The organism is Herbaspirillum sp. NPDC101397 (assembly GCF_044767325.1).
Classification (GTDB): domain Bacteria; phylum Pseudomonadota; class Gammaproteobacteria; order Burkholderiales; family Burkholderiaceae_D; genus Herbaspirillum.
In genome coordinates, this window is sequence record NZ_JBIWNS010000004.1 from 238,754 (window position 1) to 253,052 (window position 14,299).

Consider the following 14,299-nt stretch of genomic DNA (forward strand, 5'->3'; position numbering starts at 1 on the left):
GCGATGGCTGCTTTTTTTGTTCCGACTTGCTTGCAGTGCGTTGATGAATGCTGTTCTTTCTTCGATCAACCCTTCGCCGGGGGTAGCCCGGCAGCTACTCACTTTTCTTGTCTCGCCAAGAAAAGTAAGCAAAAGAAGGCGACCGCGGGATCCAGGTCCTTCGGACTTCCCGGTGCTGCGAAGCAAAAAATGGGAGGGGAAACAAACTCGCTACGCTCAGACAAGTTTCCCCTCTTTTTCCATTTTTCGCATCGCATCACCGGCTGGCTCCAAGCGGAACGGCCAAACTGGCTCGCTGCGCATCGCCAAGGGACGGAGATGGAGCGACCGTCGAAGTTCTTCGCCATCACTCAAAAAAAGAAAGAATGAGAATCACGATGCCGAAGGCGAGCCACCCAAGGCAAGGCGAAGCGAGCCGAGGAAGAATTCCGCTTATGAGTCGCCGTTGGTGACGTGCTCAAATCGGAAAAAGAAGGGAAACTTGTCTGAGCGCAGCGAGTTTGTTTCCCTTCCCGATTTGAGTGCGGCGCCAACGGATACCCCGCGCAGCGGGGCGGCGAATCGTTGCGTTGGAGCAGTGCTCCAACCCTTTCTTTGCTTACTTTCTTTGGCGAGACAAAGAAAGTGAGTAGCTGCCGGGCTACCCCCGGCGAAGGGTGGATCGAAGAAAGAACAGCATCAGAATTCACAGAAAGCAAGTCGGAACAACCGAGAAAAACTCACCCCACCTTATCCAACTTAGCCACACTCAAATCCAACAACTTCATCCCAAACTTCCCGAAGTTGATATGCGCCCGCGTACTCCCGCCACCACCTTCGATGTTGACGATGACGCCTTCACCAAACTTGGCATGCTCCACGTTCTGCCCAATCCGCCACCCCGAATCCGGCCGCGAAAAATTCTGCGCAATCTTGTTGTTGCCCGACTCCGGCGCTGCATCCCAGGCTGACTTCGGCTGCGCGAACCAGCTGTGCTGTTGCTGCTGAATCTTCGGCGACAACCACTTGATCGACTCGTCCGGCAATTCATCAAAGAAGCGGGAGCGCATGTTGTAACGCGTCTGGCCATGCAACATGCGCGTCTGCGAAAAGCTCATGTACAAACGCTTGCGCGCGCGCGTGATGGCGACGTACATCAGACGGCGCTCTTCTTCCACGCCACCCTCTTCCTTGGCGCTGTTCTCGTGCGGGAACAAGCCTTCTTCCAAGCCGGTGATGAACACCGCGTCAAACTCCAGCCCCTTGGCCGAGTGCACCGTCATCAGCTGCAAGGCATCCTGGCCGGCCTGCGCCTGGTTGTCGCCGGCTTCCAGCGAGGCATGCGAGAGGAAAGCCGACAGCGGCGACATGATGGTCGTCAGCGCAGCGTCGGCATCGATGATCTCGATGCCGTCGGCTGTGGTGATGGACGTGCCCGCAACGGCTTGCGCCTGCGGCCCGAGGAAGGCCGGCGCATCAAGGCCGTAGCCTTCTTCCGACACGAACAAGGTCGCGGCGCTGACCAACTGCTCCAGATTCTCGATGCGGTCGGCGCCTTCTTTTTCATTCCGGTAATGCGTGAGCAAACCGCTGCTGTCGAGCACCACCTGCACCATTTCCTGCAAAGGCAGATTCTGCGTTTCAAAACGGGCGGCTTCGATCAGCTTGATGAATCCGTTGAGCGTCGAACCGGCTTTGCCTGCGACATACGGCACCGCTGCATACAGCGAGCAGTTGTATTGACGCGCAGCGTCCTGCAACTGTTCCAGCGCCTTGGCGCCGATGCCGCGCGTCGGGAAGTTCACCACACGCAGGAATGCCGAGTCGTTGTGCAGATTGTCCATCAACTGCAGATAAGCGATCGCATGCTTGACCTCGGCGCGCTCGAAGAAGCGCTGGCCGCCGTACACGCGATACGGAATCGCCGAGGAGAACAAGGCATGCTCCAGCACCCGCGACTGCGCATTGGAGCGATACAGCAAGGCGATCTCGCTGCGCGACCAGCCTTCGGCGATCAGGTTCTTGACCTGCTCGATGATCCATTGCGCTTCTTGCAAGTCGCTGCTGGCCTCGAACACACGCACCTGCTCGCCGTGGCCTGCGTCGGTGCGCAGATTCTTGCCGAGGCGCTTGCTGTTGTTGGCAATCAGGATATTGGCCGCGTCGAGGATGTGGCCGTGCGAGCGGTAGTTTTGCTCCAGCTTGATCAGGTTCTGCACGCGGAACTCGCGCTCGAACGACGTCATGTTGCCGACGTTGGCGCCGCGGAATGCGTAGATGCTCTGGTCATCGTCACCCACCGCAAACACTGCGCCGCTGTCGACCTGGCCTTGGCCGGACATGATCTTGAGCCATTTGTATTGCAGGTCGTTGGTATCCTGGAACTCGTCCACAAGCACATGGCGGAAGCGGCGCTGGTAATGCTCGCGCAGCGGCTGGTTGCGCGACAGCAGTTCATACGTGCGCAGCAGCAGTTCGGCAAAATCGACCACGCCTTCGCGCTGGCATTGCTGATCGTACAGGTCGTAGAGTTCGACGAACTTGCGGTTGTAGTCGTCGTGCGCCTCGACATCCTTGGCGCGCAGACCCTGGTCCTTGGCGCCGTTGATGAAGTACATCAGGTTGCGCGGCGGATACTTCTCGTCGTCGACGTTCATCTGCTTGAGCAGGCGCTTGATGGCCGACAACTGATCCTGCGAGTCGAGGATCTGGAAGGTCTGGGGCAACGCCGCGTCGCGGTGATGCGCACGCAGCAGGCGGTTGCACAAGCCGTGGAAGGTGCCGATCCACATGCCGCGCGTGTTGATCGGCATCATCGCCGACAGGCGCGCGGTCATTTCCTTGGCCGCCTTGTTGGTGAAGGTCACCGCCAGGATGCCCGACGGCGACACTTGCCCGGTCTGGATCAGCCACGCGATGCGCGTGGTCAGCACGCGCGTCTTGCCCGAGCCGGCGCCGGCCAGGATCAGTGCGGATTGTGCGGGAAGGGTGACGGCGGCAAGCTGCTCGGCGTTGAGATTGTGAAGAAGATTTTGCATCCTGCGATTATACGTCCGCACGTCATTACGAACGCGCGCAGCCTGTATATTCCTGTCCGGATCACCCTCGTCAATTGGGTGAAATCCCGCACCGCCAGCAGGTTTGCGTCAAACGGCGTAAAATTCTGCACTGCAACATGGCATTGAGGCCCGTTGCATCCTCTCTTTATCCCTATCATGTCCGAAGAAGCACTCCGCCCAGCTCCTGTCGCCGCCGCCGAAGGCGCGTCTGCCGTCACGCCCGCACAGCCCCATTCCCAAACCGCCGTCATGGTCCAGATCCTGTCGACGGTGTTGTTCACCTTCCTGGCCTACATGACCATCGGCATCCCGCTCGCGGTGCTGCCCGGCTATGTCCACCTCGACCTTGGTTACAGTTCGTTCATCGCAGGCCTGTCGATCAGCGTGCAATACCTCTCTACCTTGATCACGCGCGCCCAGGCCGGCCGCATGGTCGACACCATCGGCCCCAAGAAAACCGTCATGCGCGGCATGCTGGCCTGCGTTGCCAGCGGCGCTTTCCTGGTGCTGGCGGCATGGTCCGCCGAACTGCCGTGGCTGAGCCTGTCCATGATCCTGGTCAGCCGCTTCTGCCTCGGCATCGGCGAAAGCCTGGCCGGCACCGGTTCGATCATCTGGGGCATCGGCCGCATCGGCGCCACGCACACCGCACGCATGATTTCGTGGAACGGCATCGCCACTTACGGCGCACTGGCCATCGGCGCGCCGCTGGGCGTGGCGCTGCTGCACGTGGGCGGCTTCGCGGCGATCGGCTTCCTGGCGTTGGCGCTGCCGTTGATCGGTTACGTGATTGCGCGCCGCCGTCCGGCCGTGCCGGTGGTGCGCGGAGAACGCCTGGCCTTCCGCCTGGTGCTCAACCGCGTGCTGCCTTACGGCATCGGCCTGGCCTTGGGCACCGTCGGCTTCGGCGCCATCGCCACCTTCATCACGCTGTATTACGCCAGCCATCAATGGTCCAACGCGGCCTTCTCGCTGACGCTGTTCGGCGTCTGCTTCATCGGCTCGCGCCTGCTGTTCGCCAATGCCATCAACCGCTTCGGTGGTTTCAAGGTGGCGATCGCTTCCTTCATCGTTGAGGCATTCGGCCTGACCATCCTGTGGCTGGCCGGTTCGGCGGAAGTCGCCATGCTCGGCGCGGCGCTGGCCGGCTTCGGCTTTGCGCTGGTGTTCCCGTCGCTGGGGGTGGAAGCGGTCGGCCTGGTGCCGGCGCCCAATCGCGGCGCGGCCCTGGGCGCGTATTCGGTGTTCCTCGACCTGGCGCTGGGCATCACCGGGCCGCTGGCCGGATTGATCGTGGGACAGTTCGGTTACGAGGAAGTGTTCCTGTTCGCCGCCATCGGCGCGCTGTGTGCGGTGGCATTGACCTTGTCTCTGTATCGCCGCGCACAACTTGCAAAAAAGCCAATCTGACGGGAACGGCTAACACCTTGTGATGATGGCGATCATCCTCAAGTGTTATTCATGGGCTTGCGGTTTTGACATAAAATCGCAGCGTTGCATTCCATCACACCAAGGAGCGAAACAATGGCAAAGAAAAACGTCGCAGCAATCAACATCGGCATCAACGACAAGGATCGCAAGAAGATTGCGGACGGCCTCAGCAAACTGCTGGCCGATTCCTACACGCTCTACCTGAAGACCCACAATTTCCACTGGAACGTCACCGGCCCGATGTTCAACACGCTGCACCTGATGTTCGAAGGCCAGTACACCGAACTGGCGCTGGCAGTCGACCTGATCGCCGAACGCATCCGCGCACTGGGCTATCCGGCGCCCGGTTCGTATAAGGAATTCGCCAAGCTGTCGTCGATCCCTGAAGCCGAAGGCGTACCCACCGCCGACGAAATGATTCGCCAGTTGGTGGCCGGCCAGGAAGCCGTCACCCGCACAGCGCGCTCGATGTTCCCGGCCGTCGATGCGGCCGCCGACGAACCGACCGCTGACCTGCTGACCCAGCGCATGCAGTTGCATGAAAAGAATGCATGGATGCTGCGCAGCCTGCTGGAAAGCTGATCACTGGCTTTACCGCGCGAAAAAATGCCGCTGACATCATGACGATGCAGCGGCATTTTTCATTTCCGATACGACGCGTTCAGAACAGATCGGCAAACCGGCGCGCTGCCGCTTCCGGATCATCGGTCATGTAGACGCTGCTGATCGCTGCCACCATGTCGGTGCCCTGCGCAATCAACGGCAGGCAATTCTCCTGCGTCATGCCGCCGATGACGACCACCGGCAAGGGGATCTCCTTCTTCGACTCGGCGACGATTTCCGGCGCTGTCTTGAAGTCATATTTTTTTACGCGCGACGGATAGAAGCCGCCGAACGCCACATAGGTCGCGCCGGCTGCGTACGCATCGCGCGCCAGTTGCAGGGTACCGTAGCACGAGGCGCCGACGATCTTGTCCTTGCCAACCTGGACGCGCACGTCCGCTACCGATGCATCGGTGCCGCCGACGTGAATGCCGTCGGCGTCGAGTTCAAGGCACAGGTCAACGTAGTCGTTGATGATGAACGGCGTGTTGTGGCGGCGGCAGACTTGCAGCAACGCACTCGCCTGTTCCTTGCGCAGGATCGCGTCAGCGGTCTTGTGGCGGTATTGCACCAGCGTCGCGCCGCCTTTGATTGCCTGGTCGGTCACACCGACCAGCTTGTCGGTGTCATCCCAGTCCGGGGTCACGATATACAGGCCGCGCAAGGACCATTGTTTGGCTTCACTCATTTGTTTTCTCCAGCAAAGGGGCGTTCATACAGCGGTACGCGATTGGGAATGCGTTGTCCGTCTGCGATCGCGTAGGAAGTTTCCAGCGCGTGCTGGCAATACTGCTGCGCCGCATCGATGGCGTCGCGCATGCCGAGACCTTGCGCCAGTTGCGCCGACAAGGCCGCCGCCAGCGTGCAACCGCTGCCGTGGAATTCGTCCGGCAAACGCGGCCAGCTCCACGACGCAAAAGCACCTTCAGGGCCGAACCAGCGATTGACCACATCCTGATGCTGCGGACCGTGACCGCCCTTGAGCAACACGTTTTCGCAACCGCGCTGCATCAGGATGGCGGCCTGCTGTTCCGGCGCATGCTCGCTGCCGCACAGGCGGTTGGCTTCATTGAGATTGGGCGTGATGACGGTGGCGACCGCATATAAAGATTCAATCGCCCGCGCCGCATCGTCGGTCGACAACTGATCACCCTTGCCGTTGGCCAGCACCGGATCGAACACCACCGGCAAATCCGGCTGACGTGCGCGCAATTGCAAAATCAGGCCCGCAATCGCCTCGGCATTGCGGCGGTTGCCGGCAATGCCGAGCTTGACGGCGCGGATGTCGAAGCGATCGATCAGCACCTGCGCCTGATGGCGAATCAACGCGGCATCGAGCGGGTGCACCGCAAACACGCTGACGTTGTCCTGTACCGTCAACGCGGTTGGCACCGACAGCGGATGGCAGCCGAGCGCGCTGATCGCGGGAATATCCGCCTGCATGCCGGCGCCGCCGCTGGGGTCGGAACCGGAAAACACCAGCACGCACGGCGGCGACGAGCGATACGAAAACATGACCTGGCTCAGACGACCCGGCCCGCCATCGGCGACGATGGCGACGCCGCAAAGCGCTTCGGCACACGACCGGCGAGGAAGGCTTCACGACCGGCTTCCACCGCCAACTTCATCGCCCGCGCCATGCGGATCGGATCGCGCGCACCGGCAATCGCGGTATTCATCAGCACACCGTCGCAGCCAAGCTCCATCGCAATCGCGGCATCCGAAGCCGTACCGACGCCGGCATCGACCAGCACTGGAATCTTCGATTGTTCGATGATCAGCGACAGATTCCAGGGATTCAGGATGCCCATGCCGGAACCGATCAGCGACGCCAGCGGCATCACCGCCACCACGCCGATGTCTTCCAGCATGCGCGCCTGGATGGGATCGTCGCTGCAATAGACCATCACGTCGAAGCCATCCTTGACCAGCGTTGCGGCGGCCTTCAGGGTCTCCGGCATGTTCGGGAACAGGGTCTTCTCGTCGCCCAGCACTTCCAGCTTGACCAGCTTGTGGCCGTTCAACAATTCACGCGCCAGTTGCAGCGTGTAGACCGCATCTTCGGCGTTGTAGCAACCGGCCGTATTCGGCAGGATGGTGTAACGCGAAGGCGGCACCACGTCGAGCAGACTCGGCGCATTCGGATCCTGGCCGATGTTCACGCGACGAATCGCCACGGTGATGATGTCGGCGCCGCTGGCCTCGGTGGCCAGGCGGGTTTCATCGAGATCCTTGTACTTGCCGCTGCCGACGAGGAGGCGCGAGCCGTAGGTTTTTCCTGCAATCGTCAGACCCGCATCTGCGGTCAGCGCGAGCGTATCGTTCATGTTCATGTCAATTCCTTTCAAGCGTTTGCAAGAGAGCAAACGACTAAAGATCACCCGGCACGATGCCGAAGGCGAGCCAACAAGGCAATGCGAAGCGAGCCGACAAAGAAGTTCCGCTTATGAGCTGCCGTTGGTGACGCGCACAAATCGGATAAAGAAGGGAAACTTGTCTGAGCGAAGCGAGTTTGTTTCCCTTCCCGATTTGTGCGTGGCGCCAACGGGAACCCCGAAGGGGCGGCGAATCGCGGTCGCCTTTCTTTGCTTACTTTCTTTGGCGAAGCAAAGAAAGTGAGCGGCTGCCGGGCCGCCCCCGGCAACCCCGGTAGTCCGAAGAAAGAACAACCTCAGCTACACAAAAATCCAAGTCGGAACAAAATACAAAGCGTCGTAAGTCAAGAGGACAGAAAGCAGAAATCACCCGCCGCCGATAGCCCGGACAACATCCACCCTATCCGCCTCAACCAACACCCGCCCCGCCCACAACTGCAAAGGCACAACCTGCCGGTTAACCGCCACCGCAACCCCCTTCCCGGTAAGCTCCAGCGCAGCTATCAGCTGCGCCAGATCAGACCCGTCGGCAATCGCATGCGGCTTGCCATTCAATTCAATCTGCATCGCATTCACCGCAACGCTCAGGTCTTGGAATAAATCTCGGCGCCCATCTTCACGAACTCCACCGACTTCACTTCCATGCCCTGCTTCAAGGCAGCGATCTCCGAGATGCCTTCCTTGGCGGCGTAATCGCGCACTTCCTGCGTGATCTTCATCGAGCAGAAATGCGGACCGCACATCGAGCAGAAATGCGCCACCTTGGCCGAATCCTTGGGCAGGGTTTCGTCATGGAATTCGCGCGCCTTGTCCGGGTCGAGACCGATGTTGAACTGGTCCTCCCAGCGGAATTCGAAACGCGCCTTCGACAGCGCGTTGTCGCGGATCTGCGCGCCCGGATGGCCCTTGGCCAGATCGGCGGCGTGCGCAGCGATCTTGTAAGTGATGATGCCGTCCTTGACGTCGACCTTGTTCGGCAAACCCAGATGTTCTTTCGGCGTGACGTAGCACAGCATCGCGGTGCCGTACCAGCCGATCTGCGCGGCGCCGATACCGGAGGTGATGTGGTCGTAGCCCGGCGCGATGTCGGTCGTCAAGGGCCCCAGCGTGTAGAACGGCGCTTCGTGGCACTGCTCCAGTTGCAGGTCCATGTTTTCCTTGATCAGGTGCATCGGCACGTGGCCGGGACCTTCGATCATGACCTGCACGTCGTGCTTCCACGCGATCTTGGTCAGCTCGCCCAAGGTCTTCAGTTCGCCCAGTTGCGCTTCATCGTTGGCGTCGTAAATCGAGCCCGGACGCAAGCCGTCGCCGAGGCTGAAGCTGACGTCGTAGGCCTTCATGATGTCGCAGATGTCTTCGAAGTGCTCGTACAAGAAGGATTCCTTGTGATGCGCCAGGCACCACTTAGCCATGATCGAGCCGCCGCGCGAGACGATGCCCGTCATGCGCTTGGCGGTCAACGGCACGTATTGCAGGCGCACGCCGGCGTGGATGGTGAAGTAGTCGACGCCTTGCTCGGCCTGCTCGATCAGGGTGTCGCGGAAGATTTCCCAGGTCAGATCTTCGGCCTTGCCGTTGACCTTTTCCAGCGCCTGATAGATCGGCACGGTGCCGATCGGCACCGGCGAATTGCGGATGATCCATTCACGTGTTTCGTGGATGTTCTTGCCGGTCGACAGATCCATGACGTTGTCGCCGCCCCAGCGGATGGCCCATGTCATTTTTTCGACCTCTTCGCCGATGGACGAAGTCACGGCCGAGTTGCCGATGTTGGCGTTGATCTTCACCAGGAAGTTGCGGCCGATGATCATCGGTTCGACTTCCGGGTGATTGATGTTGGCGGGGATGATGGCGCGGCCGCGGGCGACTTCGTCGCGCACGAATTCCGGCGTAATCATGGCCGGGATCGAGGCGCCGAAGGATTGACCGGGATGCTGGCGGCCCATCAGGTCGGCCAGCTTGTTGCCCATCGGGCCGGAGGCTTTTAGCTCTTCCAGGTATTCCTGACGACGCAGGTTTTCGCGGATGGCGATGTATTCCATCTCCGGCGTGATGATGCCTTTGCGCGCGTAGTGCATTTGCGAGACGTTGCCGCCTTCTTTGGCGCGGCGCGGCTTGCGATGCAGATTGAAGCGCAGCTCGGCCAGTGCCGGATCGTTCAGGCGCTGCTGGCCGTATTCGGAAGTCGGGCCATCCAGTTCGTCGGTGTCGTTGCGCTCCAGGATCCACGGCAGGCGTGGCGTCTCCAGACCATTGCGGATGTCGATTTTGGCGTCCGGATCGGTGTACGGACCGGAGGTGTCGTAGACGTAGATCGGCGGATTCTTTTCCGAGCCGAACATCGCCGGCGTGTCGGACTGGCTGATCTGGCGCATCGGCACGCGGATATCGGGGCGCGAACCGGTGACATAGATCTTGCGGGAATTCGGTAAAGGCTGGACGGCTGCTTCGTCTACCGTGGCGGTAGCGGAGAGGAATTTCGGATTGGCGTTCATTTTGGCTCCTTTGCTTGAAATTACTTGGCTTGGAGCCAGCAAAGGAGGATTCGGAAAGGAACCTGTTGCGTGCTGAAGAGGCAATGCAATACGGTAGTTCCGGCGCTTCCCTTCGCTGGCATTACCCAGATCAGGTTCAAGGGTATTTCTCACCCGTCAATGTCCGGTCCTTACAACCTACTGCGCGTGCCGATCCTGAGTCTGCGATGCTCACCGTACTAAAGTACGGCTGCGCTTCTTAACTCAGGCTAGACCCGCTCGCTACGGTTGTAAGGCCCATCGCAAAGACAGGACCCCTAGCATTACTACGTTCAGTTTCAAACGTCGTGGGCCGGATTCTACTCCAATAATTTTGGCGCGGCATCACTAATTTCCACTATTTGCCATGCGCGCAAGGACATGTGTCCGATGCTGCTTGATATTGCCAAACAGCAATTCCCCCCAGTTTTCAAAACCACAATTTCGGGCTGAAAGCCTGTTTGGACGGCGACTCCTTTATAATGGACGGTTTCGCAAAAACACACGTCAAATCATGGAATTAGCCAAGTCGTTCGAGCCTGCCGATATCGAAAAATTCTGGCGCGAGGAGTGGGAAAAGCGCGGGTATTTCGCCGCCACCACCGCGCCTGAAAAGCCGTCGTTCAGCATCCAGCTGCCGCCGCCGAATGTGACCGGCACGCTGCACATGGGCCATGCGTTCAACCAGACCATCATGGACGGCCTGACCCGCTACCATCGCATGCGTGGTTTCAACACCGCCTGGATTCCCGGCACCGACCACGCCGGCATCGCCACGCAGATCGTGGTGGAGCGCCAGCTCGATGCGCAAAAGATTTCGCGCCATGACCTCGGCCGCGAGAAGTTCGTCGAGAAGGTGTGGGAGTGGAAGGAAAAATCCGGCTCCACCATCACCGGCCAGATGCGCCGCATGGGCGCCTCGACCGACTGGGACCGCGAATACTTCACGATGGATCCGAAGATGTCGAACGCCGTCACGGAAGTCTTCGTGCGCCTGTTCGAGCAAGGCCTGATCTATCGCGGCAAGCGTCTGGTGAACTGGGATCCGGTGCTGGGCACGGCGGTCTCTGACCTCGAAGTGGTGTCGGAAGAAGAAGACGGCTCGATGTGGCATATCCGCTATCCACTGGTGGATGGCAGCGGTCACATCACGGTGGCGACGACACGTCCGGAAACACTGCTGGGCGACGTCGCCGTGGCCGTCGATCCGACCGATGAGCGTTATGCGCACCTGGTCGGCAAGATGCTCAAGCTGCCGCTGACTGATCGCGAAATCCCGATCATCAAGGACGAATATGTCGACAAGGAATTCGGCACCGGCTGCGTAAAGATCACGCCTGCGCACGACTTCAACGATTATCAGGTCGGCGCACGCCACGACCTGGAAAAAATCAGCATCCTGACGCTGGACGCCAAAATCAATGAAAACGGCCCGGCCAAGTATCAAGGCCTGGATCGCTTCGAAGCGCGCAAGCAGATGGTTGCCGACCTCGATGCGCAAGGCCTGCTGGAACTGGTCAAGCCGCACAAGCTGATGGTGCCGCGCGGCGACCGCACCGGCGTCGTGATCGAGCCGATGCTGACCGACCAATGGTTCGTCGCCATGAGCAAGCCGGCCCCGGAAGGTACTTACTTCCCGGGCAAGTCGATTGCAGAAGTGGCGCTGGAAAAAGTCGCCAACGGCGAGATCAAGCTGATTCCGGAAAACTGGAGCAACACCTACAACCAGTGGCTCAACAACATCCAGGATTGGTGTATCTCGCGCCAACTGTGGTGGGGCCATCAGATCCCGGCGTGGTACGACGAAGACGGCAAGGTCTACGTGGCGCGCACCGAAGCGGAAGCCCAGGCGCAAGCCGGCGGCAAGACCGTGACCCGCGACAACGACGTGCTCGACACCTGGTTCTCGTCGGCGCTGGTGCCGTTCTCGACGCTGGGCTGGCCGGAAATCACACCGGACTACAAACTGTTCCTGCCGTCGTCGGTGCTGGTGACCGGCTTCGACATCATCTTCTTCTGGGTGGCGCGCATGGTCATGATGACCACGCACTTCACCGGCCAGGTGCCGTTCAATACCGTCTATGTGCATGGTCTGGTGCGCGATGCCAGCGGCCAGAAGATGTCCAAGTCCAAGGGCAACACGCTCGACCCGATCGATCTGATCGACGGCATCGGCGTGGATGAACTGGTCGCCAAGCGCACCGTCGGCCTGATGAATCCGAAGCAAGCCGCCAGCATCGAGAAGGCCACGCGCAAGGAATTCGCCGACGGCATCCCTGCCTTCGGCACCGATGCGCTGCGCTTCACTTTTGCCTCGCTGGCGACCTTGGGCCGCAACATCAACTTCGACCTCGGCCGCTGCGAAGGCTATCGCAACTTCTGCAACAAGCTGTGGAATGCCACCCGCTTTGTGCTGATGAACACCGAAGGCCACGACTGCGGTTTCGACGGCCACGTCAAGGGCGAATGCGACAAGGAAAAGCTGCAGTTCTCGCAAGCCGACCGCTGGATCGTATCGCTGATGCAGCGCACCGAGGCCGAAGTTGAAAAGGGTTTCGCCGACTACCGCTTCGACAACATCGCTTCCGCCATCTACAAGTTCGTGTGGGACGAGTACTGCGACTGGTATCTGGAAATGGCCAAGTCGCAAATCCAGAACGGCAACGAAGCGCAGCAACGCGCCACCCGCCGTACTCTGCTGCGCGTGCTGGAAGGCGTGCTGCGCCTGGCGCATCCGGTGCTGCCTTTCATCACCGAAGCGCTGTGGCAAAGCGTGGCGCCGCTGACCGACAAGAAGCTCGACCCGGCCGGCGACTCCATCATGCGTCAACCGTATCCGCAAGCCGATCTGGAAAAGATCGACGTGGATGCGGAAGCCTGGATGACGCAGCTGAAGACGCTGACCGATGCCTGCCGCAACCTGCGCGGCGAGATGCAATTGTCGCCGGCGTTGCGCGTGCCGCTGATCATTGAGACCGAGAATGCGGAAGCGGTGAACTCCTTCCTGCCTTACCTGCAATCGCTGGTGAAACTGAGCGAGACGCAAGTCGTGACGCAATTGCCTGAGTCGCCGGCGCCGGTGGCCATCGTCGGCGACCTGAAGCTGATGCTGAAGGTGGAAATCGACATCGCGGCGGAACGCGAACGCATGACCAAGGAGATCACCCGCATCAGCGGCGAGATCGTCAAGGCCAATGCCAAGCTGTCCAACGCGAGCTTCGTCGCGCGCGCGCCGGAAGCGGTCGTGGCGCAAGAGAAAGAGCGCCTCGCCAACTTCAGCACCACGCTGGCAAAACTGGAAGAGCAACTGGGGAAGTTGAAATAAGTTGAAATAAGTTGAAATAAGCTGCCCGGTCAGCTTCCGATGAGCCGCCGTCCTGCAAAGGGCGGCGGCTTTTTTATTGCCTTGTCGCTATCTTTTTTAATCCTTGCCGGACGCCGCCGGCTTGTCTACACTAGCCGGATAAAATTAGAACAATCGTGCTTTTATTTAAACCACCAGTTTCACCAATGGACGGAGACATCATGAAAACTCGCATCATCCTGAGCAGCGCCCTGTTGGCCCTGAGCGCACTAAGCACCGCAAACGCCTGGGCCGCCGACGGCTCGCCTGTCGGTCTGTGGAAAAACATCGACGACGCCACCGGCCAACCCAAGGCGCTGATCCGCATCACCGAGAGCGACGGCGAACTCAAGGGCAAGATCGAGAAGCTGTTCCGCCCGGCAGAGGAAGATCAGAATCCCAAGTGCGTGAAATGTGAAGGCGCGCTGAAAGATCAGCCCATCGTCGGCATGACCATCCTGTCCGGCCTGAAGAAAGACGGCGATGAATACAACGGCGGACAGATCCTCGATCCGGCCAACGGCAAGCTGTACAAGAGCAAGCTGACCGTGGTCGAGGACGGCAAGAAGCTCAACGTGCGCGGCTATATCGGCATGCCGATGCTGGGCCGGACACAGACCTGGGTGCGCGAGGAGTAAGCACACTTTCCGCTATGCATCGCAGGCGTCCCGGCATGCGATGCATTCTTCCTTGTCCTTCCTCTCCCCCCCCCCCGTTTGCTGAGCGCTTTCTTCCTGGAATGCGTCACGCAGTTTTTCCGTTCGGAAATAGACAGCTTGCGCAACACCTGTGTTATTTCGTGTTGCCCATTGCCTGCGAAATTGTTAGCCTGAGGATAACAAAACGAGATGGCCGGAATCGTCCCGGCCGAGCTTGTGCATTGCATTCGGCATCGGTCATCCATCGCTTGTCAGAAGGGTCTCTCGGGGGAGGGCAATACAATGCATTCGTCGCCGCGCTTCAGCGTTCTGTGCTTGTCCGTCGCAGTGCTTT

11 protein-coding genes and 1 riboswitch are annotated in these 14,299 nt (G+C 59.9%); of the genes, 5 read left to right on the forward strand and 6 right to left on the reverse strand.

Features of this window, described 5'->3' with window-relative positions; genetic code table 11:
• The first annotated feature begins 3 nt into the window (after nt 1–3).
• A complete protein-coding gene (locus ACIROW_RS11595; protein ID WP_402275449.1) occupies nt 4–369 on the forward strand; it encodes a hypothetical protein in 366 nt (121 codons plus the stop codon).
• A 350-nt stretch (nt 370–719) separates the two neighbouring features.
• Here the strand turns inward: ACIROW_RS11595 and ACIROW_RS11600 are convergent, their stop codons facing one another.
• A complete protein-coding gene (locus ACIROW_RS11600) occupies nt 720–3,017 on the reverse strand; it encodes a UvrD-helicase domain-containing protein (protein ID WP_402275451.1) in 2,298 nt (765 codons plus the stop codon).
• A gap of 177 nt (nt 3,018–3,194) precedes the next feature.
• Between ACIROW_RS11600 and ACIROW_RS11605 the strand changes: the two genes are divergently transcribed.
• Complete coding sequence (locus tag ACIROW_RS11605; protein ID WP_402275454.1) at nt 3,195–4,448, forward strand: MFS transporter; 1,254 nt, start codon at nt 3,195–3,197, stop codon at nt 4,446–4,448.
• Nucleotides 4,449–4,562: 114 nt separating this feature from the next.
• Nucleotides 4,563–5,051 (forward strand): Dps family protein, encoded by a 489-nt coding sequence (locus ACIROW_RS11610; protein ID WP_402275457.1) that lies wholly within the window; start codon nt 4,563–4,565, stop codon nt 5,049–5,051.
• Nucleotides 5,052–5,130: 79 nt separating this feature from the next.
• Here ACIROW_RS11610 and thiE read toward each other — a convergent pair whose 3' ends face one another.
• The 5 genes from thiE to thiC all read right to left on the reverse strand — a co-directional run bounded on the left by thiE (nt 5,131) and on the right by thiC (nt 9,945).
• Nucleotides 5,131–5,760, reverse strand: coding sequence for a thiamine phosphate synthase (thiE, locus tag ACIROW_RS11615; protein ID WP_402275458.1), 630 nt, complete (start codon nt 5,758–5,760; stop codon nt 5,131–5,133).
• A complete protein-coding gene (locus tag ACIROW_RS11620; RefSeq protein ID WP_402275460.1) occupies nt 5,757–6,587 on the reverse strand; it encodes a hydroxymethylpyrimidine/phosphomethylpyrimidine kinase in 831 nt (276 codons plus the stop codon). The genes thiE and ACIROW_RS11620 overlap by 4 nt, the downstream gene beginning before the upstream one ends.
• Nucleotides 6,588–6,595: 8 nt before the next feature.
• Complete coding sequence (locus ACIROW_RS11625; protein ID WP_402275462.1) at nt 6,596–7,405, reverse strand: thiazole synthase; 810 nt, start codon at nt 7,403–7,405, stop codon at nt 6,596–6,598.
• Between the two features lie 408 nt (nt 7,406–7,813).
• The gene (gene thiS, locus ACIROW_RS11630; RefSeq protein ID WP_402275464.1) at nt 7,814–8,014 is read right to left on the reverse strand and encodes a sulfur carrier protein ThiS; all 201 of its coding nucleotides are present in this window, start codon (nt 8,012–8,014) and stop codon (nt 7,814–7,816) included.
• A 17-nt stretch (nt 8,015–8,031) separates the two neighbouring features.
• Complete coding sequence (gene thiC / locus ACIROW_RS11635) at nt 8,032–9,945, reverse strand: phosphomethylpyrimidine synthase ThiC (RefSeq protein WP_402275466.1); 1,914 nt, start codon at nt 9,943–9,945, stop codon at nt 8,032–8,034.
• Between the two features lie 90 nt (nt 9,946–10,035).
• Nucleotides 10,036–10,253: riboswitch (TPP riboswitch) on the reverse strand.
• 224 nt (nt 10,254–10,477) lie between these two features.
• Here thiC and ACIROW_RS11640 point away from each other — a divergent pair.
• Nucleotides 10,478–13,288, forward strand: a complete 2,811-nt coding sequence (locus tag ACIROW_RS11640; RefSeq protein WP_402275468.1) for a valine--tRNA ligase — start codon at nt 10,478–10,480, stop codon at nt 13,286–13,288.
• 200 nt (nt 13,289–13,488) lie between these two features.
• A complete protein-coding gene (locus tag ACIROW_RS11645; protein WP_402275471.1) occupies nt 13,489–13,944 on the forward strand; it encodes a DUF2147 domain-containing protein in 456 nt (151 codons plus the stop codon).
• The last annotated feature ends 355 nt before the right edge of the window (nt 13,945–14,299 follow it).

Bases quoted from the DNA above. Each gene is read 5' to 3' on its own strand.
- ACIROW_RS11595 (WP_402275449.1), top strand. From the start codon at position 4: ATGGCTGCTTTTTTTGTTCCGACTTGCTTGCAGTGCGTTGATGAATGC.
- ACIROW_RS11600 (WP_402275451.1), bottom strand. From the start codon at position 3,017: ATGCAAAATCTTCTTCACAATCTCAACGCCGAGCAGCTTGCCGCCGTC.
- ACIROW_RS11605 (WP_402275454.1), top strand. From the start codon at position 3,195: ATGTCCGAAGAAGCACTCCGCCCAGCTCCTGTCGCCGCCGCCGAAGGC.
- ACIROW_RS11610 (WP_402275457.1), top strand. From the start codon at position 4,563: ATGGCAAAGAAAAACGTCGCAGCAATCAACATCGGCATCAACGACAAG.
- thiE (WP_402275458.1), bottom strand. From the start codon at position 5,760: ATGAGTGAAGCCAAACAATGGTCCTTGCGCGGCCTGTATATCGTGACC.
- ACIROW_RS11620 (WP_402275460.1), bottom strand. From the start codon at position 6,587: ATGTTTTCGTATCGCTCGTCGCCGCCGTGCGTGCTGGTGTTTTCCGGT.
- ACIROW_RS11625 (WP_402275462.1), bottom strand. From the start codon at position 7,405: ATGAACATGAACGATACGCTCGCGCTGACCGCAGATGCGGGTCTGACG.
- thiS (WP_402275464.1), bottom strand. From the start codon at position 8,014: ATGCAGATTGAATTGAATGGCAAGCCGCATGCGATTGCCGACGGGTCT.
- thiC (WP_402275466.1), bottom strand. From the start codon at position 9,945: ATGAACGCCAATCCGAAATTCCTCTCCGCTACCGCCACGGTAGACGAA.
- ACIROW_RS11640 (WP_402275468.1), top strand. From the start codon at position 10,478: ATGGAATTAGCCAAGTCGTTCGAGCCTGCCGATATCGAAAAATTCTGG.
- ACIROW_RS11645 (WP_402275471.1), top strand. From the start codon at position 13,489: ATGAAAACTCGCATCATCCTGAGCAGCGCCCTGTTGGCCCTGAGCGCA.